Here is a 25,305-nt window from a genome sequence, read left to right as displayed (position 1 = left end):
AAAGAGAGCGTAAAATCGGAAAACAATTATAGCGCCTGAGCTGAAGAAATTGGACGAAATGGATCTTCAGCAGACGAGGTGGAGGTTTATCGAAAATTCGGCGGATACCTCCCGATCGACATACCCGATTGTCATTTTTCATTTTGAAAGCATTTGAGCGATTGAATGTACAGGAAATGGAGAAGGTATTGTAAAGCAATAGATGAATAGTAGAAAACTTCACATATCGAATGCTCCATTCAGATGGCTGAATGATTTGATTGCATGTACGGGGGTGTTTTATTTTATATAAAAATAAAGCATGCCTGTCCATTCTAAAAATTCGATAGATGAGGTCTACTTTGTCATTGCGTTAAATTGACAATATCGGAGGACGAGAATTTATGTGTGGAATTGTAGGATATATTGGTGAATCAGATGCAAAGGAAATTTTATTAAAAGGCTTAGAGAAACTAGAATACCGTGGTTATGATTCAGCAGGTATTGCAGTACGTAATGAAGAAGGCGTAACTGTTTTTAAAGAAAAAGGACGTATCGCAGACTTAAGAGGAGCAGTAGATGAAGATGTTGCTGCTAAAATTGGTATTGGTCATACACGTTGGGCAACACATGGTGTACCAAATCGCTTAAATGCTCACCCTCATCAAAGTGCATCAGGGCGTTTTACGCTTGTGCACAATGGGGTAATTGAAAACTATCATCTATTACAAAAAACGTATTTAAAAGGCATTCCGATGAAATCTGATACAGATACAGAGGTTATCGTGCAATTAGTAGAATTGTTTGTAAAGGAAGGTTTATGCACAGCAGATGCTTTCCGTAAAACATTATCTTTACTACATGGTTCATATGCGCTTGCATTATTAGATGCAGAAGCTGCAGATACAATCTTTGTAGCGAAAAATAAATCCCCACTTTTAGTTGGAATTGGTGAAGGCTTCAATGTTGTTGCTTCGGATGCAATGGCTATGCTGCAAGTGACAGATCAATATGTAGAGCTTCACGACAAAGAGGTTGTCATTGTACACAAGGCTAGCGTTGAAATTACAAAACTAGATGGTTCTGTAGTTGAACGTGCACCATATACAGCAGAGCTTGATATGAGCGACATTGAAAAGGGGACATATCCTCATTATATGTTAAAAGAAATGGATGAGCAGCCTACAGTCATTCGCAAAATTATTCAAGCGTATGAGGGTGACAATGGCGATCTAACAATAGATACAGAAATCTTAGAAGCATTGCGAACTGCAGATCGTTTATATATTATTGCGGCGGGCACAAGCTATCATGCAGGCCTTATTGGTAAACAATATTTCGAAAAAATGGCTGGTATTCCAGTAGAAGTTCATATTTCTAGTGAATTTGGCTATAATATGCCATTACTTTCAGAAAGACCTTTATTTATCTTTATTACACAATCAGGTGAAACAGCAGATAGCCGTCAGGTACTAGTAAAAATTAAAGAGCTTGGCTACCCAACATTAACGATTACAAATGTTCCTGGCTCAACTCTATCACGAGAAGCTGACCACACATTGTTATTACATGCAGGTCCAGAAATTGCGGTAGCTTCTACAAAAGCATATGTGGCGCAAGTTGCTGTCCTTGCTTTAGCAGCATACGTAACAGCAAAAGCAAATGGCACAGGCTTAGAATTTGATTTAAAACAAGAGCTTGCGATTGCCGCAAACGGTATCCAAACAATGATTGACTCAAAAGATGTATTAGAAGACATCGCAGAAGACTACTTAAAAATCGCGCGTAATGCATTCTTTATTGGTCGTAATATGGACTTCTACGTGAGCCTTGAAGGGGCCTTAAAGCTAAAGGAAATCTCTTATATCCAAGCAGAAGGCTTTGCTGGCGGTGAGCTTAAACACGGAACAATTGCTTTAATTGAAGAAGGAACACCAGTGTTTGCACTTGTTACACAAGCATCAGTTGGGCTAAACATCCGTGGTAATGTGAAAGAAGTTGCTGCGCGTGGTGCATATCCATGTATTATTGCGATGGCTGGTATCGATGAGGATGGAGACCGCTTAGTCATTCCACATGTTCACGAATACCTAACGCCACTTGTATCGGTAGTGCCATTACAGTTAATCAGCTACTATGCTGCACTCCACCGTCGTTGTGATGTGGATAAACCACGTAACTTAGCTAAATCGGTGACGGTTGAGTAATTATTCATTCGGGACAAAAAAATTCAGTTTATGACACTCAAAGGCTGTATAAGCTGAAATAAAATATCGAAATTAAAACTCGATCCATTAACCATGGGTCGAGTTTTTTACAATTATTGTAAATTAAATTTTAAAGAGTTTTGTAAATATTTTCTAAAAATATTGTAGTCAGTTTCATGAATATAGTTGTTAATTACTTTATATTTGGTTTGTTCTAACAGACAAGATATTAGGACAGCTGAAGGAAACCAGCTCATACCGTAAAAATCATCGCTGTATCAAAGATTTTTTAAAATAATTCGTAAGTATAGAAGCAAGGGGACCCAGCTATTTTTATAGAATTTGACAGCCGTATAGTGGACTGTAATTCCATAGATATCTTCAATAAAAATCCCCATTAGATTATACCTAACAGGGAAGATAGTAACTGATCACCTATGTGTAGTTACAGCTTTATTCTTTTGTTGTAGCGCTTCATTTTTTTCAGCGAAGCGGTCGTTGTGGGAAGAAACGCCCGCCATTTTTGCTTCTGTAGGGTCAATGTATAATTTGGCGCTATTTACAGCGAGGACCGCGTCATTAAATGCGCCTGCAATCAGTCTTATTTTCCCTTCGTTCGTTACAATATCGCCTGCGCCAAAGATGCCGGGGATACTAGTACACATTTTTGGTGTAACGGAAATGCCCCATTCTTCAGAAGCTAAGCCCCAATCCATAATGGCGCCACCAAAGTTTCGGTCAAACCCGTGATTGACAAGTACTTCGTCTACTTCAATGTTTGTTGTATCATCTGAATGAACATGCTGTAATGTGACATGCTCGATTTTATTACCATTACCATGTAAACGAGAAACCGTATAGGGAACAAAGGTAGTGACGATAGACTTCATGCGCGTTACAGAAGATTCAAAGGCACTAAAGTCATCACGTCTATGCACGACATACACTTCTTTGGCGATAGGAGCCATTTCAATAGCCCAATCTACAGCTGAGTCGCCTCCACCAGAGATGAGTACACGTTTATCTTTAAATCTATTTATGTTCGTTACTGTATAATGAAGGTTGTTTAGTTCATAGCGGTCAGCGCCTTCTACCGTTAATTTCTGAATGCGTGTAATGCCTCGTCCTGTAGCTAGAATAATCGTTTTTGTATAATGTTTCTCGCCTGTTTTTGCTGTTAAGACAAAAATGCCATCATCGCGTTTTTCCATGCCAACAATTTCTTGACCAAAGACGATTGTTGGATTAAATGTCGTCGCTTGCTTGATTAAGGAATGAATGATTTCTTCACATCGAACAGGCTCAATACCCCCGACATCCCAAACTAATTTCTCGGGATAGGTACGCATAAATCCACCTAGTTCATGCTTTACTTCGATAATTTTTGTTTTCATTTCACGCATGCCACTGTAAAAGGCAGCATACATGCCTGCTGGGCCTCCACCGATAATAATTACATCATAAATTTCTTGTTGCATTTAACGCACCAACCTTTCAACTAAATAATCAAGGAATAATGGAGAGCCAACTAAACCTTCACCTACAACGTAATCAGCTGTTTTTAATGGGTAAACATTGCCTGCCTTCACGGCATCCATTCCTTGCCACATTGGGCTATTCTCTAAATCCTTCATGGATTGTTCACTACTATAATTTTGCATTTGACGTTGTTCAACAAAAATATGGTCTGCGTCAATCTCAGGTAAAACTTCTAAGGAAATAGGCGTGAACCAATCATGATGATCCTTCAGCTTAGTTGGAATACTTAATCCCAGCTGTGTATATAACATGTCACTACCAGGACTACCCTTTTCAGTGCCTAACACACGATATTGATTTTGTTCTACACGCAATACAAGAATTTTTTCGTCACCTATAGCCTGATGTAGTTTCTCTTTCGTATCTGCTATTTTGTCTCTATACTTCTGTAGAGCAAGCTCTGCTTCTTTTTCTTTATTGAACAGTTCACCAAGCACAGGTACATATTCATCTATTGCAACACCGGCTTCAACAGCTACCGTAGGGGCAATTTTACTTAATGCTTCATATTTTTTAGCATCAATAGCTGCGCCTTGAGCAATAATGACATCTGGTGCTGCTTGAAGAATAACTTCTAAATTGTCTTCATATTGCACAGTTGGAATAATTTTAACATGGTTGTCATCGAATAAGTTAAAGCGATATTCAGGTTCAATTTCTTCAACAACTGTCACCATTTGAGGCGTTACACCGATTTCAATTAGGTTTTCAGCATAGTTAGAACTAAGAACTAATATATTTTTAGGCTCGGTAGGGATAGTGACATCACCGTAGGCATCTTTTACAACACGTGTTGTTGGCTCGCTTTTTTCTTTTGGATCCTTTTCTTCATTTCCGCTTTCTTTGTTAGTACTTGAGCAAGCAACTAAAGCTAAAGCAACAAGTATAAGAAGTATATAGGGCGTCATTTTTTTCATGGATTATTGCTCCTTTTTATTTGATAATGATTATCACTATCAAATAATAACAGGTAATGTTAAACCCTACTATGGCGTAAAGTGCCTTAAAAATTGGATTATTGTGTTCTAGAAGCAAACACTCCCTAAAATCGCTTGTTCAATCTGTTGCATAATCTCCCTTTTGCCAAATACACTACAATTGTTAATCCATAAACCAGTATCTACAGAAAAAACACGGTTATTTTTCACCGCATCTAAATTTGCCCACTGCTCACTATTTTGTAAAGTAGCTAGGCTTAAGTCGGCGGTATAATAGTCCATTATGCGTTTTTCAATAAATAAATATGTAGGATTGGCAGCCACTAATTGTTGTAAGGAACATATGTTGAAACTGTTTGCATTTGCGCGCAATCCTTCAGGCATTTGCAAGCCCAGCTCCTGATATAAGAGGATAGCCGAGCCACTAGAAGATTCACCGAGATAGCGGTAACCTAGCTCCTCCACACGTAAGTATAGGACAGTAGCATCTTTTATTATATGATGTTGTATTTTATTTTTTAGAACCTCTACATATGTAGTAAGTTCGCGAATGATTTGTGCAGCTTCCTTCTCTTTATTAAACAATTTACCAAAATAACGGATGAGTGAATGTAGATCATAGGTTAGTCCAGTGATAACAGGGGCGATAGTTTGGAACTGCTGTTTTGTCTCCTCTGTTAAGTCGACACCGATAATTAAATCGGGTTGTTGTTGTACAATTATGTCCTGCTGAATCACATATTGAGGCATTTCTAAAATGGTTGTACCAACTTCATGAAAAAGAAGTTGTTGATACTTTGGAGTCAGGGAGTTAGTTACAGTAACACAATTAGGTACAACTCCTAATGCTATCGCAATTTCTGCATGTGCAGGTGAGAGATAGCAAACACGATATTCACTAACGGTTTTTTTGTATTGCTTAGGTGGGCGACCAACAATACGTTTAAACTGTCGGCTAAAGTTTTGCACATCATCAAAGCCAACTTTTTTTGCGATATTTTGTGATAAATCATCTGTTGTTAATAGCATTTCCTGTGCGCGGAAAATACGATAACTAATTAAATAAGCTATCGGTGTCTTATCATATAACTCAATGAATTTTCTTGAATAATACCATGGACTATATCCAGCGATAGCTGCCAATTCATCTCTCGTCATCATTTGATTATATTTCTTTTGCATATAAATAACGGTATGTTTCATTCTTTGTTCCAGGGTGTATTCATCTATTGGTCTCTCTTGTTGTAATTCTTTCAACAAGCTGTATAAAATAAATTGTTTAATAGTAATATGGAGATGATCTGTGTTTATAGCAAGCGATATACGAATATCTGCGATGACCGTTTCAGGCACTCGTTGAATATAGTAACCATTTGTTGTATCGATAGACCAATTACAGGTTGATTTGATTTCTGTATCATATAGCTCAAAGCTAATTAAATAGCCTGAAAAATCAAGTCGATTTGTATGTGTAAGTTGGATAACGGCATCATTTTCAAGGGCGATTAAATGCCCAAATACAATATGCTCATTATGACCATTAATAGATAGAGTGGTTTGGCCATCCGTAATCAATAAGAGAGCCGCACGATCAAGATGTATCGTCGATTTATGAAATAATGATTTGGCTAAATCTTTTATTTCTGTGCAATGTGCCAGCCAATTAGGATTAGAATCAAGCATTTATGTACTCCTTTAGTTTGTTGTGATAAAAGTATACTACGGAATGTCACAACAAACGTTATAAAACGGTAAGAGCAAAATGAATACCGTAAAAATCATGACGAAAACACCTCTGTGTTAAGGAGGTGTATAAAAGGTGAGTTTACAGATCAGGCTCTTTCTCTGAAAATGCCTGAAGCATTTTTTTTATATCTTCGACTAAAGGCTTAGGTGCTTTTTGTACAGAGCCTGTATCAAATGGGGGCTGTGGATCATATTCCAGTATTAACTGAACTCCCATACTAAGGTCGTCACCAAATTCCCATGCAACTAGTTGTAGAGCCATATCAATACCAGAAGAGACGCCAGCTGCTGTGACCATTTTATTTTGGCGCACAACTCTTTCATCTGTTGGAATAGTTCCAAGGGATTGTAGGATATCAAAGGAACCCCAGTGACTAGTTGCCTTCATTCCTTTTAATAGACCAGCTGCACTTAAAATAAGAGAGCCATTGCACACGGATGTTGTCCATTTGGTTGTTTGATGTATGTTACGAATCCAATTGAGCGTTGTTTCATCATTCATTGGATTTTTGAAGTTAGGTGGACTACAGCCAGGAACAATAAGAATATCGGCAGAAGTTATGTCAGAAAAGCTATAGTCTGCATGCAAAAAGCCCATTTTTGAATCTAGTTTAATCAGTCCTTTATCTTTAGCAACAAATTTCACATGACATTGCTGTGTAGCTGCAAATACCTCGTATGGACCAATTGCGTCCAAAGCTGTAATCCCATCGTAAAGTAAAATTGCTATTTCCAAAACTATCTCTCCTTTAAAATAGATTAGGACCGAACCGTCCGGTCCGCAAGATAATCTTAAACGCAAATGCATTTTTTTTCAACAATATAATTATTACATTTCAGTGAAAACCAAGAGGTATTGTATTTTAAACCTCTTGGTTCTTTGGTGCGTACTGTTGTAAAAGGTATGTGATCTGTTCAATACTATGATTCATATGATCGTTATTTAAAGCTAAACGACTAGACATGACAGCACCCTCTAAAGTAGAGAATAAAAAAGATGCTAGGGAATAAGCATTTACATGCTGGCTAAATTCTTTGGCATGTATTCCTTCTTCAATGATTGATTGTAAAAAAAGTAGGGTTTCTTTATGTGCATTAGCAGCTAACTCATGTAGTTCTGGGAATCCATCATCACTTTCAATGGCTGTATTCAGTAGCGGACATCCACCATCAACTGGTGGGGTATGAACCGCATCTTGATAAACTTCAAACATAGCAATTATTTTATCTGTCGCTGTTATTTTAGACTTTATTGCTTCAAAATAATGATCCCAAATAATCTTCATAGAATAGGTGAAGGAAGCAATGGCTATGTCATTTTTATTTTCAAAACGTCTATAAATGGCACCCTTAGGTAATGCCGTGGCAGTCATAATATCTTGAATAGAAGTTTGGTTGTAACCTTTTTTATTAAATAAACTTAGAGAAGTTTGGATAATAAGATCACGTATTTGATCTTCTTTATTCATTGAATTTCCTCCATTTTGCACAATGATAGCTTACATTTAAAGGTTTATTTTTTATAAATTTAGTCCAAATCTTTTTAGTTCAATAAAAATACCTTCCAATCCCTTTCCTTTTTCTGTTAGCGTATATTCCACGCGAGGGGGAACCTCAGGGAATACCTTTCTTTCTAAAATACCTTGATCCTCCAACACTTTAAGGCGGAGGGAAAGTGTTTTCGGGCTAATTCCATCCATTGATTTCAATAGGTCACTAAAGCGCATCGTTCCTTCTATAAGCAGATCACGAATTATCAAAAATGTCCATTTTGTTCCAATTATATCCAGTGTTTTAGCGATGGGACAAGTCTCACCTGGAGTTCCTTTGGTCAACACGACTGGCTCAATCACACTCATCAGAAACAGCCTCCTAAAATTTTTTTGTCTAATTCACCTTATATTATCACAATAGTATACTTCTAGAAACTTTGTAAAATAAATATCACTACTTCCGAAAATAAAGTAACTATATATATAATATCGTTGGCTTTGTTAATCCATTACTAGATTAAGGGGGTAATGAAATTTAGTGAGATTTCAACAAAATATCAACTATCCTTAAGCGTAGATCTTATAATAAGTACCTTTACTATCAGTACCCATTATGAATGAAAGCGTGATATACAAATGCCAGAGAAATTGAATTTTTAATTTACTATTTGGAAATATAGGAGGTAAAAACATGTTAAAAGATAAAAAGGTTGTCATTATTGGTGGGAGCTCTGGGATTGGCTTGGAATCAGCGAAACAACTATTAGCCCAAGGTGCTGAAGTAATCATTGCAAGTCGATCTGAAGATAAATTACGGAAAGCAAAAGAGCAATTGGGGGTGAAGGCTATAGCTTACACACTAGATACAACACAAGAACAGCAAGTTGTGTCTTTCTTTGAAAAAGTCGGTCCGTTCGATCATCTTGTAGTAAGCGCAGCAGAAACATCAGGGGGCTCATTCATCCAAACAAGTACAGTCCAGGCTCGACAGTTATTTGAAAACAAATTTTGGGGACAATATTATGCAGCAAAATACGGTGCGTTGAAAATTTTACCAAACGGTTCCATTACTTTATTTTCTGGGGTTGTGGCCTATAAATCTATGGTTGGTTCAGCAACTCTAGGTGCAGTCAATGCAGCTGTTTCTAATCTAGGCCAAACTTTGGCATTAGAACTTGCTCCAATCCGAGTGAATATTGTTTCACCTGGTATCATTGATACACCTTCTCGTAATAAAATGCCAGAAGAAATACGGAATAATTTTTATGCTTCTGTTGAAAATAAACTTCCAGTTAAACGTATAGGGAGGGTCGAAGATGTTGCACAAAGCATATTATACTTGCTACAAAATAGTTTTGTGACTGGAACCATTCTTCATGTAGAAGGAGGTCACATACTAGCATAATCAGTAACTAAAAGAAAAATGGAGTTAAACATTCATTTTTTAATAGATAAGAATAATCCATACGGATTTAAGTAATATTCAGATACTAATAATCATATTAAAAGTGGAAAGCTTCAATTTCATAAACAAAAGTCTGTGAGATTAAACAAGTATAGCCTAGTGACCTTAAGCCTCGTTTAAAAGCCAAATATGATTATGTAGAATAAGGATTGCTTCATGAATAAAGAAGTGATAAGCAGGTTTTTTTCTATTTTGAACAATATGTTGAAATATTTATATGTAATTTTTGGTATAATTACATATAAATATATTAAGGAGTGTGCTCAATGAAAAAACTACTTATTATTACGAGTTATTTAGGCTTTTTTATATTAGGAGGTTTAACCTTCACCTACCTTTCAACGACAGAGGCAGCAAGCAGTTTGAAAAAGATCAATGTTTCTCAAGATACGATTCATTACTATGTAGATAAGGTTGAGAAAAAGCCAAAAGAGGGTCAATCTGGCTTTATTTATGAAGGAACTACTTATGTGCCTATGCGTTTTATTGCTGAGTCTTTAGGGAAAAATGTGACATGGGATGGTAAATCAAAATCCATTTATATTGGTGATGCTCCAACCTTCATCTCTTTAAAAGATGTAAAGCCTATTGGGAGTGATGAAGATCACTTCTTCCATAACCCAAGCTCTATCGTTATTAGTACTGGAGAAAAGTTTGAACAATCCTATCAACTAGGTGGCTATCACGGCGGTGGGGCTGTACAAGATCATACAGTTGAATACATGGCTAATGGAAAATATAAATCATTTGAAACGTACCTAGCGCCTGTTAAAAAGCTAGCGGCAGGTTCTTTCGGAATAGGCTATATGAAAATTTACGCAGATAATAAATTGATTTATGATAGCGGGTCGATAAAAGATAAGGTAAAGGTTAATGTTAATTTAGAAGGTGCTTCAAAAGTGAAGTTTGAAATTGAAGGCAGTGGTTTAGGTATATTGGATCCTAAATTTACTCAATAAGCTTAAAATAAAAGGCGATGACAAGAACGAGTGTCATCGTCTTATTTAATGGGATGTAATAACTATTTCGACATAATTAAAGTCAATACATTTTTGTAAAAATTTTCACATTTACTTATAAAATAGTTGGTCTATTTATGGTATAATTTCAAACGTTGTAGGTAAGGAAGTAGAAAAAGGGAGAGAAAATCTTATGATGAAAAAGATAATGAAACGTACAAGCGCTATTTTGCTTGGGGCTTCATTGATGCTGACAACGGTTGTACCTGTGATCCATGCGGAGGAGCAGTCACTACCTTTAACACCATCAATTAGTGAGTGGGCAATAGAAACATTAAATGAGGGTGAAAAATACGGAATCTTTCCAATGGAATGGTATTTCGATGGTTTCCTTCAAGAAATTTCGGTAGATAAAGTAAATGAATTATTAGCTTTAACAGAAAAGAAAATTGCTTCTCTAGGTTTAGATGAAAACAAACAATATAAACCAGTGAGTGTGAAGAATGATAACACACGTGGGGATATTGTAAAACGTTTATATAATATTGTAGCGCGTTATGATTTACCGGTTGGTAAAGATCCTATTCAATTTATGAAAGAGCATCATATATTACAAGGCTCTGCTAATGGATTACAGCTGGAGAGCAAGGCAACGACTCAACAGGCTGTAATATTGGCTGTGCGTTTCATTCAGAGTACATATGGGCTAGCAGAGCAAGGATCGAACGGGGTAGCTTGGGTTGTTCAGGATGAGGATACACTTGTATACTTACTAGGTTCCATTCATCTAGGAACACCCGATTTATATCCATTCAATAACAAACTAGTAAAGGCATTCAATGAATCGGATGCGCTATTAGTAGAGGCGAATATCCTGGATGCGGAAGCACTCGAATACTATGCAGAAAAAGCAATGTATACAGATGGCAAAACACTAAAAGATACTGTTGCACCAGAAACATATGCGAAGTTAGAACAAGTCGCAAAGCTTTACAATCTTCCAATGGAGGAACTAACAGTACAAAAGCCATGGATGCTTTCTAGTGCATTATCAATGCTGGCAATGGACGATTCCTTTGGAATGACACCACAAGAAATGACAATGCACGGGATTGATATATACTTTTTATTGAACGCACAGTTGCAACAAAAGCCAGTGATTGAATTAGAAGGTACAAGAGCGCAGGTAGATATGTTTGATGCATTGTCACCAGAGGCACAGGAACAGTCATTAGTCGCTGTGCTGGATAATATCCTCAATCCATCTGAAGAAAATCAATCCGAAATTCTTCAAGAATGGTTTACAAGCTGGCAGCAAGGGAATGTGGAAGAATTCGCAAAAAGCTTCCAAGCAATGGAGGGACAATCATCTGAGTTCAATGAAATGCTTTTCGGCTTACGTGATGAGCAAATGGCCAAGAAAATCATGAATGTTCTTGAAGAGAAAAAAGGAAAGTACTTTGTTGTTGTGGGATCAGGACATTTCCTAGTAGATAAAAATATTCGCTATCATTTGGAGCAAAACGGATACGATGTAAAGCCGTTTTATCAATAAAATTATAAAGGCAACCCAAAGCTATGAACGTAGCTAGGGTTGTCATTTTTAGTTGCACCGATATTCATCGATAGCTATGATTATCTTAAGATATACTTTTTTGTAAAATGCCACCATAATAAGTGAAAATATGAAGGAACAAAAATTTCTAGACCCAATGATGTCACTACTTATTGCTGTCTACAAGCTAAAAACAGATGGTTTAGACGTCCTATAATGGACCACTCTAATGCCATCTGTTTTTATTGTGAGGTTTTTAATTGAATTACATAACAAGGAAGTTCTAAAAAAGATGAACCTTTTCTAGTAGTCATTTGTTTATAAAGTAGAACAGTCAGAAAGGAGTGACTCAGATTGACAGAACGAGAATTATTTGATTCATACAATAAGGATGTATACCGTACCTGTTATTACATGCTAAGAAATGCACAAGATGCGGAAGATCTCTGCCATGATGTATTTGTCACCGTGTTCCGTCAGGATTGGAAAAGCATTGAGCATACACGTGCTTGGATTATGCGCATTGCGATGAACCAATGCTTAAACTTGTTAAAAAGAAAGCAAGCTCAATTGAAAAAACAAGGTCAGGTTCAACTTCTACATGAGCAGAATACGGCATTGGTTAAGTCTGTAGACACTATTGTAATGGAGAAGGTAGCTGGGGAGGAATGGGAGGAATTGCTCAAGCAGTTGCCAGAAAAGCTTATGGCCGTTGTTACTCTTCGTTTTATCGGTGAATTGTCGTTAGTAGAAATCGCAGAAACGTTAAAAATTCCTGTAGGTACAGTAAAGTCGAGGCTGCATAAAGCATTAAAAATAATGCGCAAAAAAATGGAACAAAATCAACATCTATGGTTGAAGGGAGAGAATCAATTTGGAACGCATTGAACAGAAGCTGAAAAAAGGTATGAAGGCAGATCATAATATGGTGTATCCTGATTTCGAACAAATGTGGAGCTCTATTGAACAAGATGAGTTAAAGATTACCGAAGGTGAAACGATTGAAAAACGGCCCCGCAGAAGAAAGAAATTCGCTTTGGTGGCTGGACTAGCTGTCGCGCTAATGGCCACGCCAGTTTATGCAGCCCTGAATTATGATTGGTCAAACATTCTTTCATATAGAGCTGGTATTCAATCGGCATTAGCGCAAGGCTTAGGCCAAACGATTGAGCAATCCATTACGAAGGACGGATTTACGTTAACGGTACACACAGCGTTTATTGATGATAATAGAACTTTCCTGTTATATAGTTTGAAACCTGAAGCATCTTGGGATGGGGAGGAAATAGGCTTTGAATTTACCGGACTTAAAGATGCGAAGGGTAATTTTATTGAAGGGAATTATACACATTCTTGGAATGAAGAGCTTGGTGTCTTCCAGGGATATTTTGAAACGGATTGGGTTGTAGAAGGCCAGATGGCAGATGTGGAGTTTACAATGGAGAATATGCAGTTCATCAGCAATGAGAAACATTCTATCAGCTATAATCCAAATGACTTGACTACGCAAGTGTTCCTAATTCAAAAAGGTGGGATTGACACCGTGACTATCCAATCTTTTGAACAAGATGAGGGTAAAGTATTGCTTAAATCAGCAGTTACGCTTACAGATTCAAAAGTACGGAATACAGGGATATTTATTGAGGCGATTAATGATAGAAAAAATTCTATTGAAAATGGGAAAAGATCTTTCTTAGGAAATCAAGGAGCAAAAGGAGAATATTTTAGTCAGCAACTGTTCGAGTCTGATGCCTTACACCAAGAAGGTACTAAATTCCAAATTTCTTATAATCGAGTACTAGAAACAAAAGAGAGTGATTGGAGTATAAAACTAAATCTAACTAAAAAACAATTGGAAAATGCGTCATTTAAGCAAGTACTAAATATCCCAATTGACAATGTGCCTGGTGGAACTAAAATCCATGAAATGACGGTTACACCGACCCAAGTTCGATTGATTCTTACTCAAGAAAAATACGAGACTTTTCCATATAGGGATTATCAACTGGATGTGGGCGGAACTTTACTGACTGGGTATATGTCTGGTAAAGGTGGAAATCCTAATGAAACAGAGCTTCGCTTTGAAATGAATGGACTAAATGCAGCTTCTTTAGAAAATCAATCTGTAACTTTCGTTGCTAAGCACCGTGTTGAAGGTTTATACGGCGACGACAATTCAACCCGTTTAACGAACATATCAGCAAACCCTCAAAGTGTAACATCTAATATTGCAGGGTATCCAATCTCATGGACTTATTACATGAAGGACAATAACCTTTATGTGGAATCATTAAGCTCAGATCCAGGATTTGCTGGAGTCAATCAAACCTATTATTTAGAAGGTAAAGAAGAGATCTATGGAACGCCTGAATTTATGGGTATGCTTGAAAATAATAAAAGAATGGATGTTTATGAGAATTTTGACAAGAAGGAGCTAGAAATTCTCGTTTATAATTATCTAATTAACAAGCCAAATGATGAGTCACGTATGCCACTTACATCTGGAAAATAATAAACACAAAAAACAAATACATCCCATCTATTGTATTCATCAATTTTCAAATAGATGGGGTTTTTGTTTTTCTCGTAACAATTAAAACATAGCTTTACATACTAAAGAAGTCTATAATTTAGTTTAGTTAACTTAAATAAATTATTATATAGGAGAATGGTTCCATGAACCCTAACGAAAAAACACATAAGCCCTTTGCTTATAAACTTGGAGTAGGCATTATTATTTTTTCTCTGTCACTATGGTTAATCCCAGTCATTACACCATTCACACCTATTCCTACGAAAGTAAAAGCAGGTATTATTCCAGGCAGCATCATTGTAGCTGAAATCTTATTTTGGTTGGGCGCTTTACTTGTCGGGAAAGAAGTAGCTAACAAATTTAAAAGCTATCTTAATCCTAAAAAATGGCGTGAAAAAGGTGATACTCAAAAAAATGAAGACTAACAATGTAGCAGAGCAAATTAATCATACAATTGAAGATATTTGGATTGTTCTTGAGAAAATGGAAAGAGACTATACTAAGTTCAATTTAAATAATCAGCAAGCGGTCCTTTTGGCATTAGTGATTCGTCATCCTTCCATTTCACCATCAGAAATAGCTGAAAAAATGACGATTACCAAAAGTGCCGTGAGCCAGCAGATAGCAAAGCTTGAAAAGGATGGCTATATTATAAAAAGGCAGCATGTCGATGATAAGCGTGGCTATTCGATTGAATTAGGTGAGAAAGGTTTGCTGTATAAACAGGAAGGTGAAGCGTTTAATCAAGAAATCACTAAAAAATATCAAGCACAGCTATCGGATGAGGAGTTGGTGAATGTGATAGAGGTACTAGAAAAATTAAAAAGTGTACTTTTATAAAATTTTCTAAATAATTTGACATTTATTTCGTTTTGTCTTATAGTATCCCTTAACATAAAAGGGGGAATACATATGACAATCACCTTTGTCCAATCGTACACAACAAAACATCATCATAGTCAGTAGTCTTGCTATCTTTATTAATTAATATTGAATAGGAAGACTATTTCTCATGTAATCGTATAAATAAAGCTAATTGAGAGCTTTATCGTATACGGTTTTTTTATTTGTCAAAAAATGAGGAGGCAAAAGTGATGAAAAAAATGGATTACCAAAATGTACGTGGCACACAAGATTATTTACCTGAGCAGGAGGTTGCCCGTCGTGCTATTCGGCGCACTTTAGAAGACACGTTTATGGCTTATGGCTGTAAGCCGATTGAGACACCAATTCTTAATTATACGAAGTTGATGGTTTCTAAATATGCTGGTGGTGCTGAAATTGTACAGGAAATGTATACACTAACGGATAGAGGTGAGCGTGATTTAGCGTTACGCTATGACTTAACAATTCCATTTGCAAAGGTAGTAGCGACGAATCCCTCTATTACTATGCCATTTAAACGTTATGAAATTGGTAAAGTGTTTCGAGATGGGCCCATTAAGGCTGGACGTTTTCGTGAATTTACACAATGTGATGTAGATATTGTTGGGGTGACGTCACAAGCTGCTGAAGCGGAACTAATGATGATGGCGATAGATGCATTTGATAAGCTTAATCTCCAGATTAACATCCAATATAACAATCGCAAAATTTTAGTTGGTTTACTGCAATTATTTGAAGTAGAGCAGTAACAAATGAATCAGGTTATTTTAATATTAGATAAAATCGAGAAAATAGACCAAAAAACAATGCTATCTGAATTGAGGGAATTGGGAATTTCTGAAAACAGCATGACTAAAATAAAGCAATTTTTAGAGGGGCAACCTCAAATAAATATGGCCTATTTTAATGAGTTCGCTAATCAAAACATCATTTTGCAGCAAGGTATACAGGAATTAGTGGAGCTAACAGCTTATTTAAATGCACTTGGATTAAATGAGAAATGTACGTTCAATCCATTTTTAGCACGAGGGCTTGAAATTTATACAGGAACAATTTATGAAATCTTCTTAGCAGATGGAACCATTCGTTCGAGTATTGGGAGTGGGGGACGTTATGATCAGGCGATTGGTGGCCTTTTGGGGTCTGAGGAGCAATCGTATGCCACTGTGGGAATTTCTTTTGGATTAGACGTCATTTATACAGCCTTGGAGGTTATAGGAAGAATCGAGAAAAACTTTCCTATTGTGGATATTTATATTATTCCCCTTGGAACAGAAAAGTCGGCGCTGAAGTTGGCAGCAGCATTGCGGCAACATGAATATAAGGTAGAAGTTGAGCTTAGTGGGAAAAAAGTAAAAAAAGCAATGGAGAAAGCGAATCGGGAAAATACACCAAAGGTTATAGTCCTAGGAGAAGATGAGGTCACGCAAAATATGTATAAAATAAAAAGTATGCAAAGCGGTAAGGAAGAAGTAATTGCATTTAAATTTTAAATTGAAAAGGCATGTAGTCATTTATTTGGCTATATGCTTTTATTTTTATTTCACAAAAAGGAAAATTTTACTTGCATATTTGTATCTATGTGTATATATTGTATATAAAGTATATATACAATATTTTAAAAGAGGTATTTGCATGCAAATTATTATTTCGAACAGTTCTAAAGAGCCTATTTATGAGCAGATATATGCACAAATTAAAAAGCTAATTTTAACAGGGCAATTACAAGAGGGGCAGCCATTGCCTTCCATGCGCCAACTTGCCAAAGATTTAGAGATTAGTGTCATTACAACGAAAAGGGCATATGAAGAGCTTGAAAAAAATGGATTTATTTATTCTATTGTTGGGAAAGGATCATTTATCTCTGAACAAAATTCAGAAATGATGAAGGAAAGAAAAATGAAGGCCATTGAGGAAAAATTGTTGGTGGCAATTCAAAATGCGAAGGAAATGGATATTAGTTTAGCAGAGTTAAAGGCTATGCTTACTTTATTGTATACGGAGGATGAATAAATGGAAAATGTTATTGAATTACAGCATATACAAAAGTCCTTTAATGGTTTTCAAATAAAGGATTTTTCAATCCATGTTAAAAAAGGGTTTGTCACAGGGTTTATTGGCGGAAATGGTGCAGGAAAATCAACGACCATTAAAATGATTATGAATTTATTGCAGCAGGATAGTGGGACTATTTCTATTTTTGGTAAAAGTTATAAGAAACATGAAAAAGAAATAAAAGAACGTATCGGTTTTGTTTATGATGAGAATATCTTTTATGAAAATATCACACTCAAGGATATGAAAAAGATCATTAAACCTGCCTATAGAAAATGGGATGACAAGGCATTTCAGCATTATGTGGAACAGTTTGAGCTACCCTTGAACAAAAATATGAAGACCTTTTCGAAAGGGATGAAGATGAAAGCATCCTTAGCCATCGCGTTAGCACATCACGCTGAATTAATCATCATGGATGAACCAACGTCGGGGCTCGACCCTATTTTTCGCAGAGAATTACTCAATATTTTACATGAGTTAATGCAAGATGGAGACAAAACTATATTTTTCTCCACACATATTACGACAGATTTAGATCGCATAGCAGATTATATAACGTTTATTCATAATGGTGAGCATATTTTCACAAAGGAGTTTTATAAAATTCAAGAGGAATACGCTATTGTTAAAGGAACCTTGGATTTATTAGATCGTGAAACGGAGCAGGAATTCGTCGCCCTTCGTAAAACAAACAGAGGCTTTGAAGCATTAACAGCCAATAAACATCGAGCAGCTACTATATTTGGTGATACAGTGGTGGTTGAAAAGCCTACGCTTGAAGACATTATGTATTATACAAAGAAAGGGTGGTAAGGATATGTTGAACCTTATTTTAAAAGATATATTAATTCAAAAAAACATTTTAATCATCTACATAGCAACAATTATTCTTTATTTAATGGTCAATGTTCCATCAGTATATATAGTATTTATATATAGTATCGTATTTGTTTTAAGTGCTTTTTCGAATGATGAAAAAGATAATGCAAATATTTTACTTAATTCATTACCGTATACAAGAAAAGAAATTGTTAGTTCAAAATATATAGGAGCTTTAATTTTTACAGGGTTCTTTATGTTCCTTACGTATTTGTTCGACTTTATTTTAAATGGGAATCAGGTAGCTGTATTGTGGAAAGAAGTATTACTGATTATGGGCCTCGTTATGATTGTCATTTCGTTTATTTTACCGATTTCCTATAAATTCAAAACAAAGTATTTAACTATTGCTATCATGGGGTTATTTGGAGTTTATATGGTGATCATCAATTATTTTGTCCCTAACATAAATAAACAAATAAGAACCGTTGTACAAAATTTCATGACTGTACAGGAACTACAACTATACCTTATTGTCTCATTACTAATCGTTGTACTATATATAGGCTCATGGATGCTCTCGGTAAGGATATATAAGCGCAAGGCGTTTTAAAAGAAAACGGCCGGTCCCATATAAGGTGGGACTCGAGCCGTTTTTGTCATTTGAAAGCTAACTTCCATACAAGCATGTTGATGAAAAAAAGCACTATGAAATAAATAGTAGGTCCGAATGCCATTTGACTGGCAATTAAATAGTGTAGACCTGCCAAAATAGCTAAAGGGATAAACAATAAAACAGTTTTCCAGCCTTGAGCATCTCCAACCTCATCATATGGTTTGGTAAAAGGTATTTTATTGCTCATCGTTACGAAACAAAACAGTGTATATATCCAGCTTGTCACTAAAACTACTAGTAGGTCTGGGATAATTCGAATACCGTAAATATAGCTAAAGACCAAACTTAGTACCAAAAATAATGGGACATACAATTTGATTAAAAATGCCTTTAAACTGCCTTTTTGTAAATTCGTATAATCTTTTAATGGAAGTATTTTGTAAATCCAAGCCGCTTTAAATTTAGCCGAATGACCAAGTAAAAGTACAGCAGCCGGAATAATCATCATACTAAAATAAATATTTAAGTAGCTCATACTAGTAGCGTAATCAATTTTTTCGGATCCGCTAAAGGTGAATATAAAAATAAATGGGATAATAAATGAAAAACCTAAAGAAGGGTAAACTTTGAGCTTAAACTCGCGTTCTTGCTTCATCATAAGAGAGGCGAAACGAAAAAATGCTCTTTCTTCATGTGTTCTACATAGCAGCGTTAATAAAAGTACCTTCAGTCGATTGTTCTTCTCTTTTTTTGATTTACTTGTACTTAATAGTTTTTGAAGGTTACGTTCAAAGGTTGGGATGAGTTTAATATATAACCCAATCGAAAGTATCGGTATGATTACAGCAAAGATGCTGTATAGTACTGTTAATAACGAAGTATCGCCATTTAGTAATAAGTTAAAAGGTGCAGCGAACCACATCGGTATTAGGAAGAGACTCCACCAATGAAATGACACCGTCATATCCAAATTAACGAATTCAAAGGACCGAATCAGAACCTGGTAGCCGATCATGAGCATTAACGACAAGGCAATTTGTACATAGTTGATCATATCCTTCAGCTTTTCACCATCAAAGTAGCGTAAAATGGCAATATATAAAATGGCAGTGATCGCTACAATAAATAAATTAATTAATATAATCTCTAGAACGGTTAAAACGAAAAATACAATTCCTTGCGTAAAAAGGCTGACGAGTAAAGGGATGCCTGTTAAGGCAATTGTTAAATAGAATAAGTAAATGAAAATATGCATAAATTTTGCTGCGTTAATGGTTCTAGCGGAAATAGGCTTAGTTGATAGTATGCTTTTGTCTCGTACATCTAAGAGTACTGAGGAAAAGTCAGAAATCAATGAAGTCATAATTAAAAAAATGATCATGGCAAACGCAATACTCATTTGAAATAAAAAGTTTTGACCAAATCCCATGAGTGGGATTAGTATAAGGCCGAATAAAACATAAATCCATAGCGATTTAATATAGCCATATTTTTGATCGTTCTTCTTTTTGTTCTGATTAAATAGTGTGGGTACTTTACGTTCATCCATTGTTAATTTGATATGAAGGATTTTTCTCATTAGGTCATAATCAATACCCATTTTTACAAAGAGCCAGCGGAATAAATCAAGCAATTGGAGTGTTTTAAAATCTGTCATGATTGTACTCCTCGAACGATGGATACAAATTTCTCACCAATTTCCTGATGCTCATGAAATCCTGTTAACTGATTAAAGATCCTTTCTAGCGTTCCTTCAGTGTTACCAGCTTGTAATTGGGCAAAGGTTCCATCCGCTGCTATGTTGCCGTCATATAGCAGGATGATGCGACTACTGATCTTTTCAACGACATCCATAATATGAGAAGAGTAAAATATTGTTTTTCCATTGGCTGCGAGCTGCGTTAAAATCTCTTTAAAAATCATTACACTGTTTGCATCTAAGCCATTGATCGGCTCATCTAAAAATAATAGGTCTGGGTTATGTATAAGACTAGCAATGATTAATAGTTTTTGTCGCATGCCCTTTGAGTACGAGGAAATTCTAGAATGGTACGCCTCACCCACTCCAAACAACTCCATGAGCGATTTCGATTTGTCAGCTGCCTCCTCTAGCTCTAGCCCATATAACTGACCGATAAAGGTTAAATATTCATAACCTGTTAGGTTGTCATACACATCAGCGATTTCTGGAACGTAACCAATTCTCCGCTTATAGTCTATTTGATCTTGCCCAATGCTTTCACCAAAGAGCTTAATTTCACCACCATAATCACCTTCAAGCCCTAAAATAATTTTAACAGTCGTGCTTTTACCAGCACCATTAGGACCAATATATCCGATAATTTCTCCTCTAGTTGCATGGAGGTTTATTCCTTTTAATATTTCCTTGTTTCCATAACTTTTCGTTAAATTTGTAATCGTTAAAATGTCTTCCATTTCAGTGCACCTCCATAATTATAGAAAAAATATCCATTAATACACTATAGCATATAAAAAGAAAATATATTCCTTTTGGTAAAATGAAACCAGTTCAATTCCATGTGGTTGAAGAGGGGTTATTAAATTAAGAAATTATATATTTTAATGCCAATTTTTATTCTTTTGCTGTCACAAAACGGTAGTGAATTTAGTTATACAGATAGAGAGGAGGGAAGCTTGTGAGTATATCAAATAAAACAGAGGAAACGGTAGTAATAAAAGAGGTAGTTAAACAAGTTCAGGCAGGGGATACTTATGCCTACACGGAAATCATACGGTGCTTCCAAAAACAAATCTATCTATACTGTTACTACCTATTAGGAAACAAAGAAGAAGCTGAGGATGCCTCGCAGGATGTTTTTATAAAAGGTTTAGAGAATATTCGCCAATTCACTTACTCAGTGTCTTTTTCAGCGTGGCTCTATAAAATTGCTCATCATCATTGTATCGACCTACTGAAAAAGAAAAATAAGGGCTTTAGATTTTGGACAGGTTTTAAAAAGGAGCAAATGGTCGAGCAGTCATATGAATCCTATCATTACGAGGATTCGATTCATCAGTTATTAGAGAAATTAAATGCGGATGAAAAAAGAATTTTATTGCTTCGATCCATTGAAGAGTATAGCTTTGATGAAATTGCCTCCATCATGGATTTGAAACCAGCTACTGTACGCAAAAAATATGAACGATTACGAAAAAAATTGTTGAAAGAAAAAAAGCAAGGGAGGGGATATTATGAGCGTTCGATCAAAACTGAAGGATGATGAATTGAACCAGCTAAAGAAGTGCATCCGAGAAACACCCGTAGAAATTGATCTAGTTGACCGTGTTATGTATAAATATGACCATGATTCTAAAGAATTGATTACTCATAAAAAGAAGCCTCATAATGTGTTGATAGTGAAGGCTATGGCTACCGTAATCGTATGCTTGCTACTAATCACGCCCTTCATTTCACCTACAATGGCAGCAACCATAAAACAAGTTCCTGTATTATCCTCTATTTTCAGTCTAGCTGGTGATCTTGGTCTGAAAACGGCTGATGAAAAGGGGCTTTCAACAAAACCTAATGCAAGTGTCAGTCACGACGGATTTACATTAAGTGTATCGGAGGTAGCATATGATGGTTCACGTGTCTCGATTGGGGTAGAGCGACCTCGAATAGCTAATGAACCGGAGACATTAATGGAGCGCCTCAGCAAAATTGAATTGTTTATTAATGGAGCACCTATCGATGATTTTGCTCCTAGTGAGTCGAATCATATTGGGATCTTTCTACACCCAGGAAAAAATAAGGATTCTATAATAATTGAGTTTTCGGATAAGAGCAATCAGGGAGGACGACCTTTCCCTGAGCAATTCGATTTAACAGTATATGCTACTATTACGGGCATACAGGCTCCTTTAAAGATTGATATTCCTGTGAAGAATAAAATTGCAGACTATGTGACTTTACAGCCAAATGCAAATCGACATTATAATAATATTCATTTTACAGTTGAACAGATCAAGATTACCCCTATTACAACCAATATAACGACGAGAACCATATTGACAGACAACTCCACTTTTATTGAGCCATGGTTAACAATGGGGATAGATATTTTTGATGAGCAAGGGCGTAAACTTGCACTAATTAATGGGAATGGTTGGCATGAGACCAATGGAAGTGAAAAAATTATGGATCATCGCTTTACTCCTTTTGAATCTGTACCAGCATCCATAACGATCAAGCCTTATATTCATCTTTTTATGGAGCATCCAAAAGGAAGCTTTCAAATGGATGAGAATAATGAACCGATCATTCAATATATTACTGAGCTAGAAGTGACAATACCAGTAAAGTAATAAAAAATTATAAAGTAATGATAAGCGCTTTTTTGAATAAATGGTGTATATTGGTTATTTCGAAACTGGCTGAATATGTATCCGCTCCTATATAATGAAGCTGTAATAAGAATAAATCGAGGTGTGGAATGCTAATTAAATCCAATGAAGATTTGCTTATTTTACTAGATCATTTACTACGGGAGCCCCAACATTTTTGGAATAATTTTTATGATGATACATTTCGAAAGATTCCTTTCTTTGTTAATAAGCCTGATGAAAATCTAGTACAATATTTTGAAAAGGAAATGATTATTCCGAGTAAAGTTTTAGAATTAGGGTGTGGTGCAGGGCGCAATGCTATCTATTTAGCTAAAAAGGGATGTTCAGTGGTTGGAGTGGATCTATCAGAAAATGCACTGGAATGGGCAAAAAAGAGAATATCTGAAGAAGATGTGAATGTAGAATTAGTATGTGCTAATATTTTTGATTTAGATTTTCAACAGGAAAGCTTTGATTTTATTTATGATTCGGGATGCTTTCATCATATAGCACCACATCGTCGTGTTAGTTATATAGAGATCATTAATAGGTTATTAAAACAGGATGGGTACTTTGCTTTATGTTCATTTGAGGAGAATGGTACATACGGTGGCTCTGCCCTGACAGATGAGGAAGTATATTTAAAGCGCAGTTTAGAGGGTGGGCTTGGTTATACCCAAAGTCAACTACAGGAAATTTTTAATTTTTTGGAATAAATTGAAATACGTAAAATGTTACCAATGACTACAGCAGATCCGCATTTTGGATTAGATGGTTTTATAGTAGGGTTATTCAAAAAATGATATTAAAAAGCCATTCTGAAAAAAACTAGAGAATGGCTACTTCTATTACAGTGAATTATTTAGAGAGCTCGACGACAGCATCATAAAAAATAGTAGTGGCTATAATGATATCCTCATCGGAGCTATATTCTAAGGGATTGTGGCTAATGCCGTCTTTTGAGCGGACAAACAACATCCCGATTGGAGCGATTTCAGCCATATTCATGGCATCGTGTCCTGCACCACTTATAAGAGAATATGGACGTATCCCTTGCTTTTCAATACTTATGGCAAGTTGTTGCTGTAGCTTCTCATCCGCTTTTGCAGGTTTAATGCGCTGTAATATTTTTGAAGCCATTTTAACATTTCTTCGGTCTGCGATTTGTTGTAGTTGCTGCAAAATCATAGTCTCTAGTGATCTCACTTTTTGTTCGTCTATATCTCGTAGATCAATTGAGAAAGTAACTTTGCCTGGGATCACATTTGTTCCATTCGGGGACACAGTAAGCTTGCCGACCGTTGCAACGGCATCTGTAGTGTCATTTAATAGCCGTTCAATCGCTAAAATCATCTCGCTCGCCGCAGTTAGAGCATCCTGCCGAATGGGCATAGGTGTTGCACCAGCATGTTCACTGACGCCAGTGACAGTAATTTCTAACCATACAGGAGCGGCTATACCTGTTACAACACCGACAGGTAAACCTTCATTTTCTAGCACCTTGCCTTGCTCAATATGCATTTCTAAATAAGCTTTAATGTCATTTCGTTGAGCATTAACTAAAGGATATGGCGACAATTGGAATTCCTTCATAGCTTCTTCAATGGAAATGCCAGCCTCATCTGTGTGCTGTAATTGTTCTTCCGTTAAAAGCCCGGCCATCGCACTACTACCAAGTAGCCCAAAGCCAAATCTCGTTCCCTCCTCATCCTTAAAAGCGACAACTTGTATCTTTTTAGAGGGTAGTATTTGTTGCTCATACAACCTATTTACGACTTCAATAGCTGCCAATACCCCTAATGCTCCATCGTATTTGCCGCCTTCTGGTACTGTATCAATGTGTGAGCCTAGCATAATGGTTTCATCGCCTTCACCATAAGTACCAATGAGATTTCCAACAGCGTCAACCGTTACTTTCATGCCAGCCTGTTCCATATAAATGGTCACTAGCTCAATAGCCTGTTTTTCTACTGGTGTAAAGGAGAAGCGATTAATCCCACCTGTAGCTTCATTGCAGCCGATTTGGCTTAAGTCTTGAAGATGTTGTAAGAGTCTACCTCCATTAATCATGACAATCACTCTTTCATCTGGAATTGGAAGTGGCTGACCTTCTTATAAGACAAATTGGTCATGAACCACCTCTAAATTATTATTGTACCCTTTGGC

At 36.2% G+C, this 25,305-nt stretch carries 23 protein-coding genes and 1 pseudogene; 15 read left to right on the top strand and 9 right to left on the bottom strand.

All coding sequences use genetic code 11. The annotated features are described in order from the left end of the window. Positions 1 to 383: 383 nt before the first annotated feature. Positions 384 to 2,186 (top strand): glutamine--fructose-6-phosphate transaminase (isomerizing), encoded by a 1,803-nt coding sequence (gene glmS / locus MKY80_RS22105; protein ID WP_090002159.1) that lies wholly within the window; start codon positions 384 to 386, stop codon positions 2,184 to 2,186. A gap of 431 nt (positions 2,187 to 2,617) precedes the next feature. On the opposite strand, the gene MKY80_RS22100 is transcribed toward glmS, so the two are convergent. From MKY80_RS22100 to MKY80_RS22075, 6 genes are all read right to left on the bottom strand, one after another. Then, positions 2,618 to 3,664: an NAD(P)/FAD-dependent oxidoreductase gene (locus tag MKY80_RS22100; protein WP_171365955.1), complete on the bottom strand. Its 1,047-nt coding sequence runs from the start codon at positions 3,662 to 3,664 to the stop codon at positions 2,618 to 2,620. Then, positions 3,665 to 4,642, bottom strand: coding sequence for an ABC transporter substrate-binding protein (locus MKY80_RS22095; protein ID WP_239355451.1), 978 nt, complete (start codon positions 4,640 to 4,642; stop codon positions 3,665 to 3,667). Between the two features lie 108 nt (positions 4,643 to 4,750). Then, a complete protein-coding gene (locus MKY80_RS22090; RefSeq protein WP_342531257.1) occupies positions 4,751 to 6,346 on the bottom strand; it encodes a helix-turn-helix domain-containing protein in 1,596 nt (531 codons plus the stop codon). Positions 6,347 to 6,488: 142 nt separating this feature from the next. Next, a complete protein-coding gene (locus tag MKY80_RS22085) occupies positions 6,489 to 7,145 on the bottom strand; it encodes a DJ-1/PfpI family protein (RefSeq protein WP_089985896.1) in 657 nt (218 codons plus the stop codon). A gap of 127 nt (positions 7,146 to 7,272) precedes the next feature. Beyond that, positions 7,273 to 7,878 (bottom strand): TetR/AcrR family transcriptional regulator, encoded by a 606-nt coding sequence (locus MKY80_RS22080; RefSeq protein WP_139150944.1) that lies wholly within the window; start codon positions 7,876 to 7,878, stop codon positions 7,273 to 7,275. A gap of 51 nt (positions 7,879 to 7,929) precedes the next feature. After that, positions 7,930 to 8,268: a helix-turn-helix domain-containing protein gene (locus tag MKY80_RS22075; protein ID WP_008175508.1), complete on the bottom strand. Its 339-nt coding sequence runs from the start codon at positions 8,266 to 8,268 to the stop codon at positions 7,930 to 7,932. Between the two features lie 325 nt (positions 8,269 to 8,593). Here MKY80_RS22075 and MKY80_RS22070 point away from each other — a divergent pair, with 325 nt between their 5' ends. The 11 genes and pseudogenes from MKY80_RS22070 (at position 8,594) to MKY80_RS22020 (ending at position 18,789) form a co-directional block, all read left to right on the top strand. Further along, positions 8,594 to 9,307, top strand: coding sequence for an SDR family oxidoreductase (locus tag MKY80_RS22070; RefSeq protein ID WP_008175505.1), 714 nt, complete (start codon positions 8,594 to 8,596; stop codon positions 9,305 to 9,307). 326 nt (positions 9,308 to 9,633) lie between these two features. Continuing rightward, positions 9,634 to 10,326: a stalk domain-containing protein gene (locus tag MKY80_RS22065; protein WP_008175503.1), complete on the top strand. Its 693-nt coding sequence runs from the start codon at positions 9,634 to 9,636 to the stop codon at positions 10,324 to 10,326. Positions 10,327 to 10,519: 193 nt separating this feature from the next. Next, positions 10,520 to 11,881 carry a TraB/GumN family protein gene (locus MKY80_RS22060; RefSeq protein ID WP_008175502.1) on the top strand — a complete coding sequence of 454 codons (1,362 nt, stop codon included), beginning with the start codon at positions 10,520 to 10,522 and terminating at the stop codon, positions 11,879 to 11,881. A 354-nt stretch (positions 11,882 to 12,235) separates the two neighbouring features. Beyond that, positions 12,236 to 12,769: an RNA polymerase sigma factor gene (locus tag MKY80_RS22055; RefSeq protein WP_096365653.1), complete on the top strand. Its 534-nt coding sequence runs from the start codon at positions 12,236 to 12,238 to the stop codon at positions 12,767 to 12,769. After that, positions 12,756 to 14,393 carry a DUF4179 domain-containing protein gene (locus MKY80_RS22050; protein WP_096365655.1) on the top strand — a complete coding sequence of 546 codons (1,638 nt, stop codon included), beginning with the start codon at positions 12,756 to 12,758 and terminating at the stop codon, positions 14,391 to 14,393. Before MKY80_RS22055 ends, MKY80_RS22050 begins: the two co-directional genes overlap by 14 nt. Before the next feature lie 164 nt (positions 14,394 to 14,557). Beyond that, the gene (locus MKY80_RS22045; RefSeq protein WP_008175495.1) at positions 14,558 to 14,839 is read left to right on the top strand and encodes a transporter suffix domain-containing protein; all 282 of its coding nucleotides are present in this window, start codon (positions 14,558 to 14,560) and stop codon (positions 14,837 to 14,839) included. Further along, the gene (locus tag MKY80_RS22040; protein ID WP_008175493.1) at positions 14,829 to 15,254 is read left to right on the top strand and encodes a MarR family transcriptional regulator; all 426 of its coding nucleotides are present in this window, start codon (positions 14,829 to 14,831) and stop codon (positions 15,252 to 15,254) included. Before MKY80_RS22045 ends, MKY80_RS22040 begins: the two co-directional genes overlap by 11 nt. Positions 15,255 to 15,508: 254 nt before the next feature. Continuing rightward, positions 15,509 to 16,792: pseudogene (locus MKY80_RS22035) on the top strand (histidine--tRNA ligase). A 142-nt stretch (positions 16,793 to 16,934) separates the two neighbouring features. After that, on the top strand, positions 16,935 to 17,312 hold the full coding sequence (locus tag MKY80_RS22030; protein ID WP_008175490.1) for a GntR family transcriptional regulator: 378 nt from the start codon (positions 16,935 to 16,937) through the stop codon (positions 17,310 to 17,312). Next, positions 17,313 to 18,170, top strand: coding sequence for an ABC transporter ATP-binding protein (locus MKY80_RS22025; RefSeq protein ID WP_089985888.1), 858 nt, complete (start codon positions 17,313 to 17,315; stop codon positions 18,168 to 18,170). Positions 18,171 to 18,174: 4 nt separating this feature from the next. Further along, positions 18,175 to 18,789, top strand: a complete 615-nt coding sequence (locus tag MKY80_RS22020) for an ABC-2 transporter permease (RefSeq protein WP_107922349.1) — start codon at positions 18,175 to 18,177, stop codon at positions 18,787 to 18,789. Positions 18,790 to 18,835: 46 nt separating this feature from the next. Here the strand turns inward: MKY80_RS22020 and MKY80_RS22015 are convergent, their stop codons facing one another. Beyond that, the gene (locus MKY80_RS22015; RefSeq protein WP_096365659.1) at positions 18,836 to 20,449 is read right to left on the bottom strand and encodes a hypothetical protein; all 1,614 of its coding nucleotides are present in this window, start codon (positions 20,447 to 20,449) and stop codon (positions 18,836 to 18,838) included. Continuing rightward, positions 20,446 to 21,228 carry an ABC transporter ATP-binding protein gene (locus MKY80_RS22010; RefSeq protein WP_008175483.1) on the bottom strand — a complete coding sequence of 261 codons (783 nt, stop codon included), beginning with the start codon at positions 21,226 to 21,228 and terminating at the stop codon, positions 20,446 to 20,448. The genes MKY80_RS22015 and MKY80_RS22010 overlap by 4 nt, the downstream gene beginning before the upstream one ends. Positions 21,229 to 21,449: 221 nt before the next feature. Here MKY80_RS22010 and MKY80_RS22005 point away from each other — a divergent pair, with 221 nt between their 5' ends. From MKY80_RS22005 to MKY80_RS21995, 3 genes are all read left to right on the top strand, one after another. Next, positions 21,450 to 22,034, top strand: a complete 585-nt coding sequence (locus MKY80_RS22005; RefSeq protein ID WP_342531242.1) for an RNA polymerase sigma factor — start codon at positions 21,450 to 21,452, stop codon at positions 22,032 to 22,034. Then, complete coding sequence (locus MKY80_RS22000; RefSeq protein ID WP_342531240.1) at positions 22,006 to 23,118, top strand: DUF4179 domain-containing protein; 1,113 nt, start codon at positions 22,006 to 22,008, stop codon at positions 23,116 to 23,118. Before MKY80_RS22005 ends, MKY80_RS22000 begins: the two co-directional genes overlap by 29 nt. Before the next feature lie 128 nt (positions 23,119 to 23,246). After that, positions 23,247 to 23,855, top strand: a complete 609-nt coding sequence (locus tag MKY80_RS21995; protein ID WP_342531238.1) for a class I SAM-dependent methyltransferase — start codon at positions 23,247 to 23,249, stop codon at positions 23,853 to 23,855. Positions 23,856 to 23,997: 142 nt separating this feature from the next. Here MKY80_RS21995 and MKY80_RS21990 read toward each other — a convergent pair whose 3' ends face one another. Next, positions 23,998 to 25,209, bottom strand: coding sequence for a Zn-dependent hydrolase (locus tag MKY80_RS21990; protein WP_342531237.1), 1,212 nt, complete (start codon positions 25,207 to 25,209; stop codon positions 23,998 to 24,000). Between the last annotated feature and the right edge of the window lie 96 nt (positions 25,210 to 25,305).

Origin of the sequence: Lysinibacillus sp. FSL R5-0849, from assembly GCF_038595075.1 — a bacterium.
In the GTDB taxonomy this organism is placed as follows: Bacteria; Bacillota; Bacilli; order Bacillales_A; family Planococcaceae; genus Lysinibacillus; species Lysinibacillus fusiformis.
The sequence above is the reverse complement of the archived record's forward strand: the minus strand, read 5'-3'. Positions and strand labels throughout refer to the sequence as shown.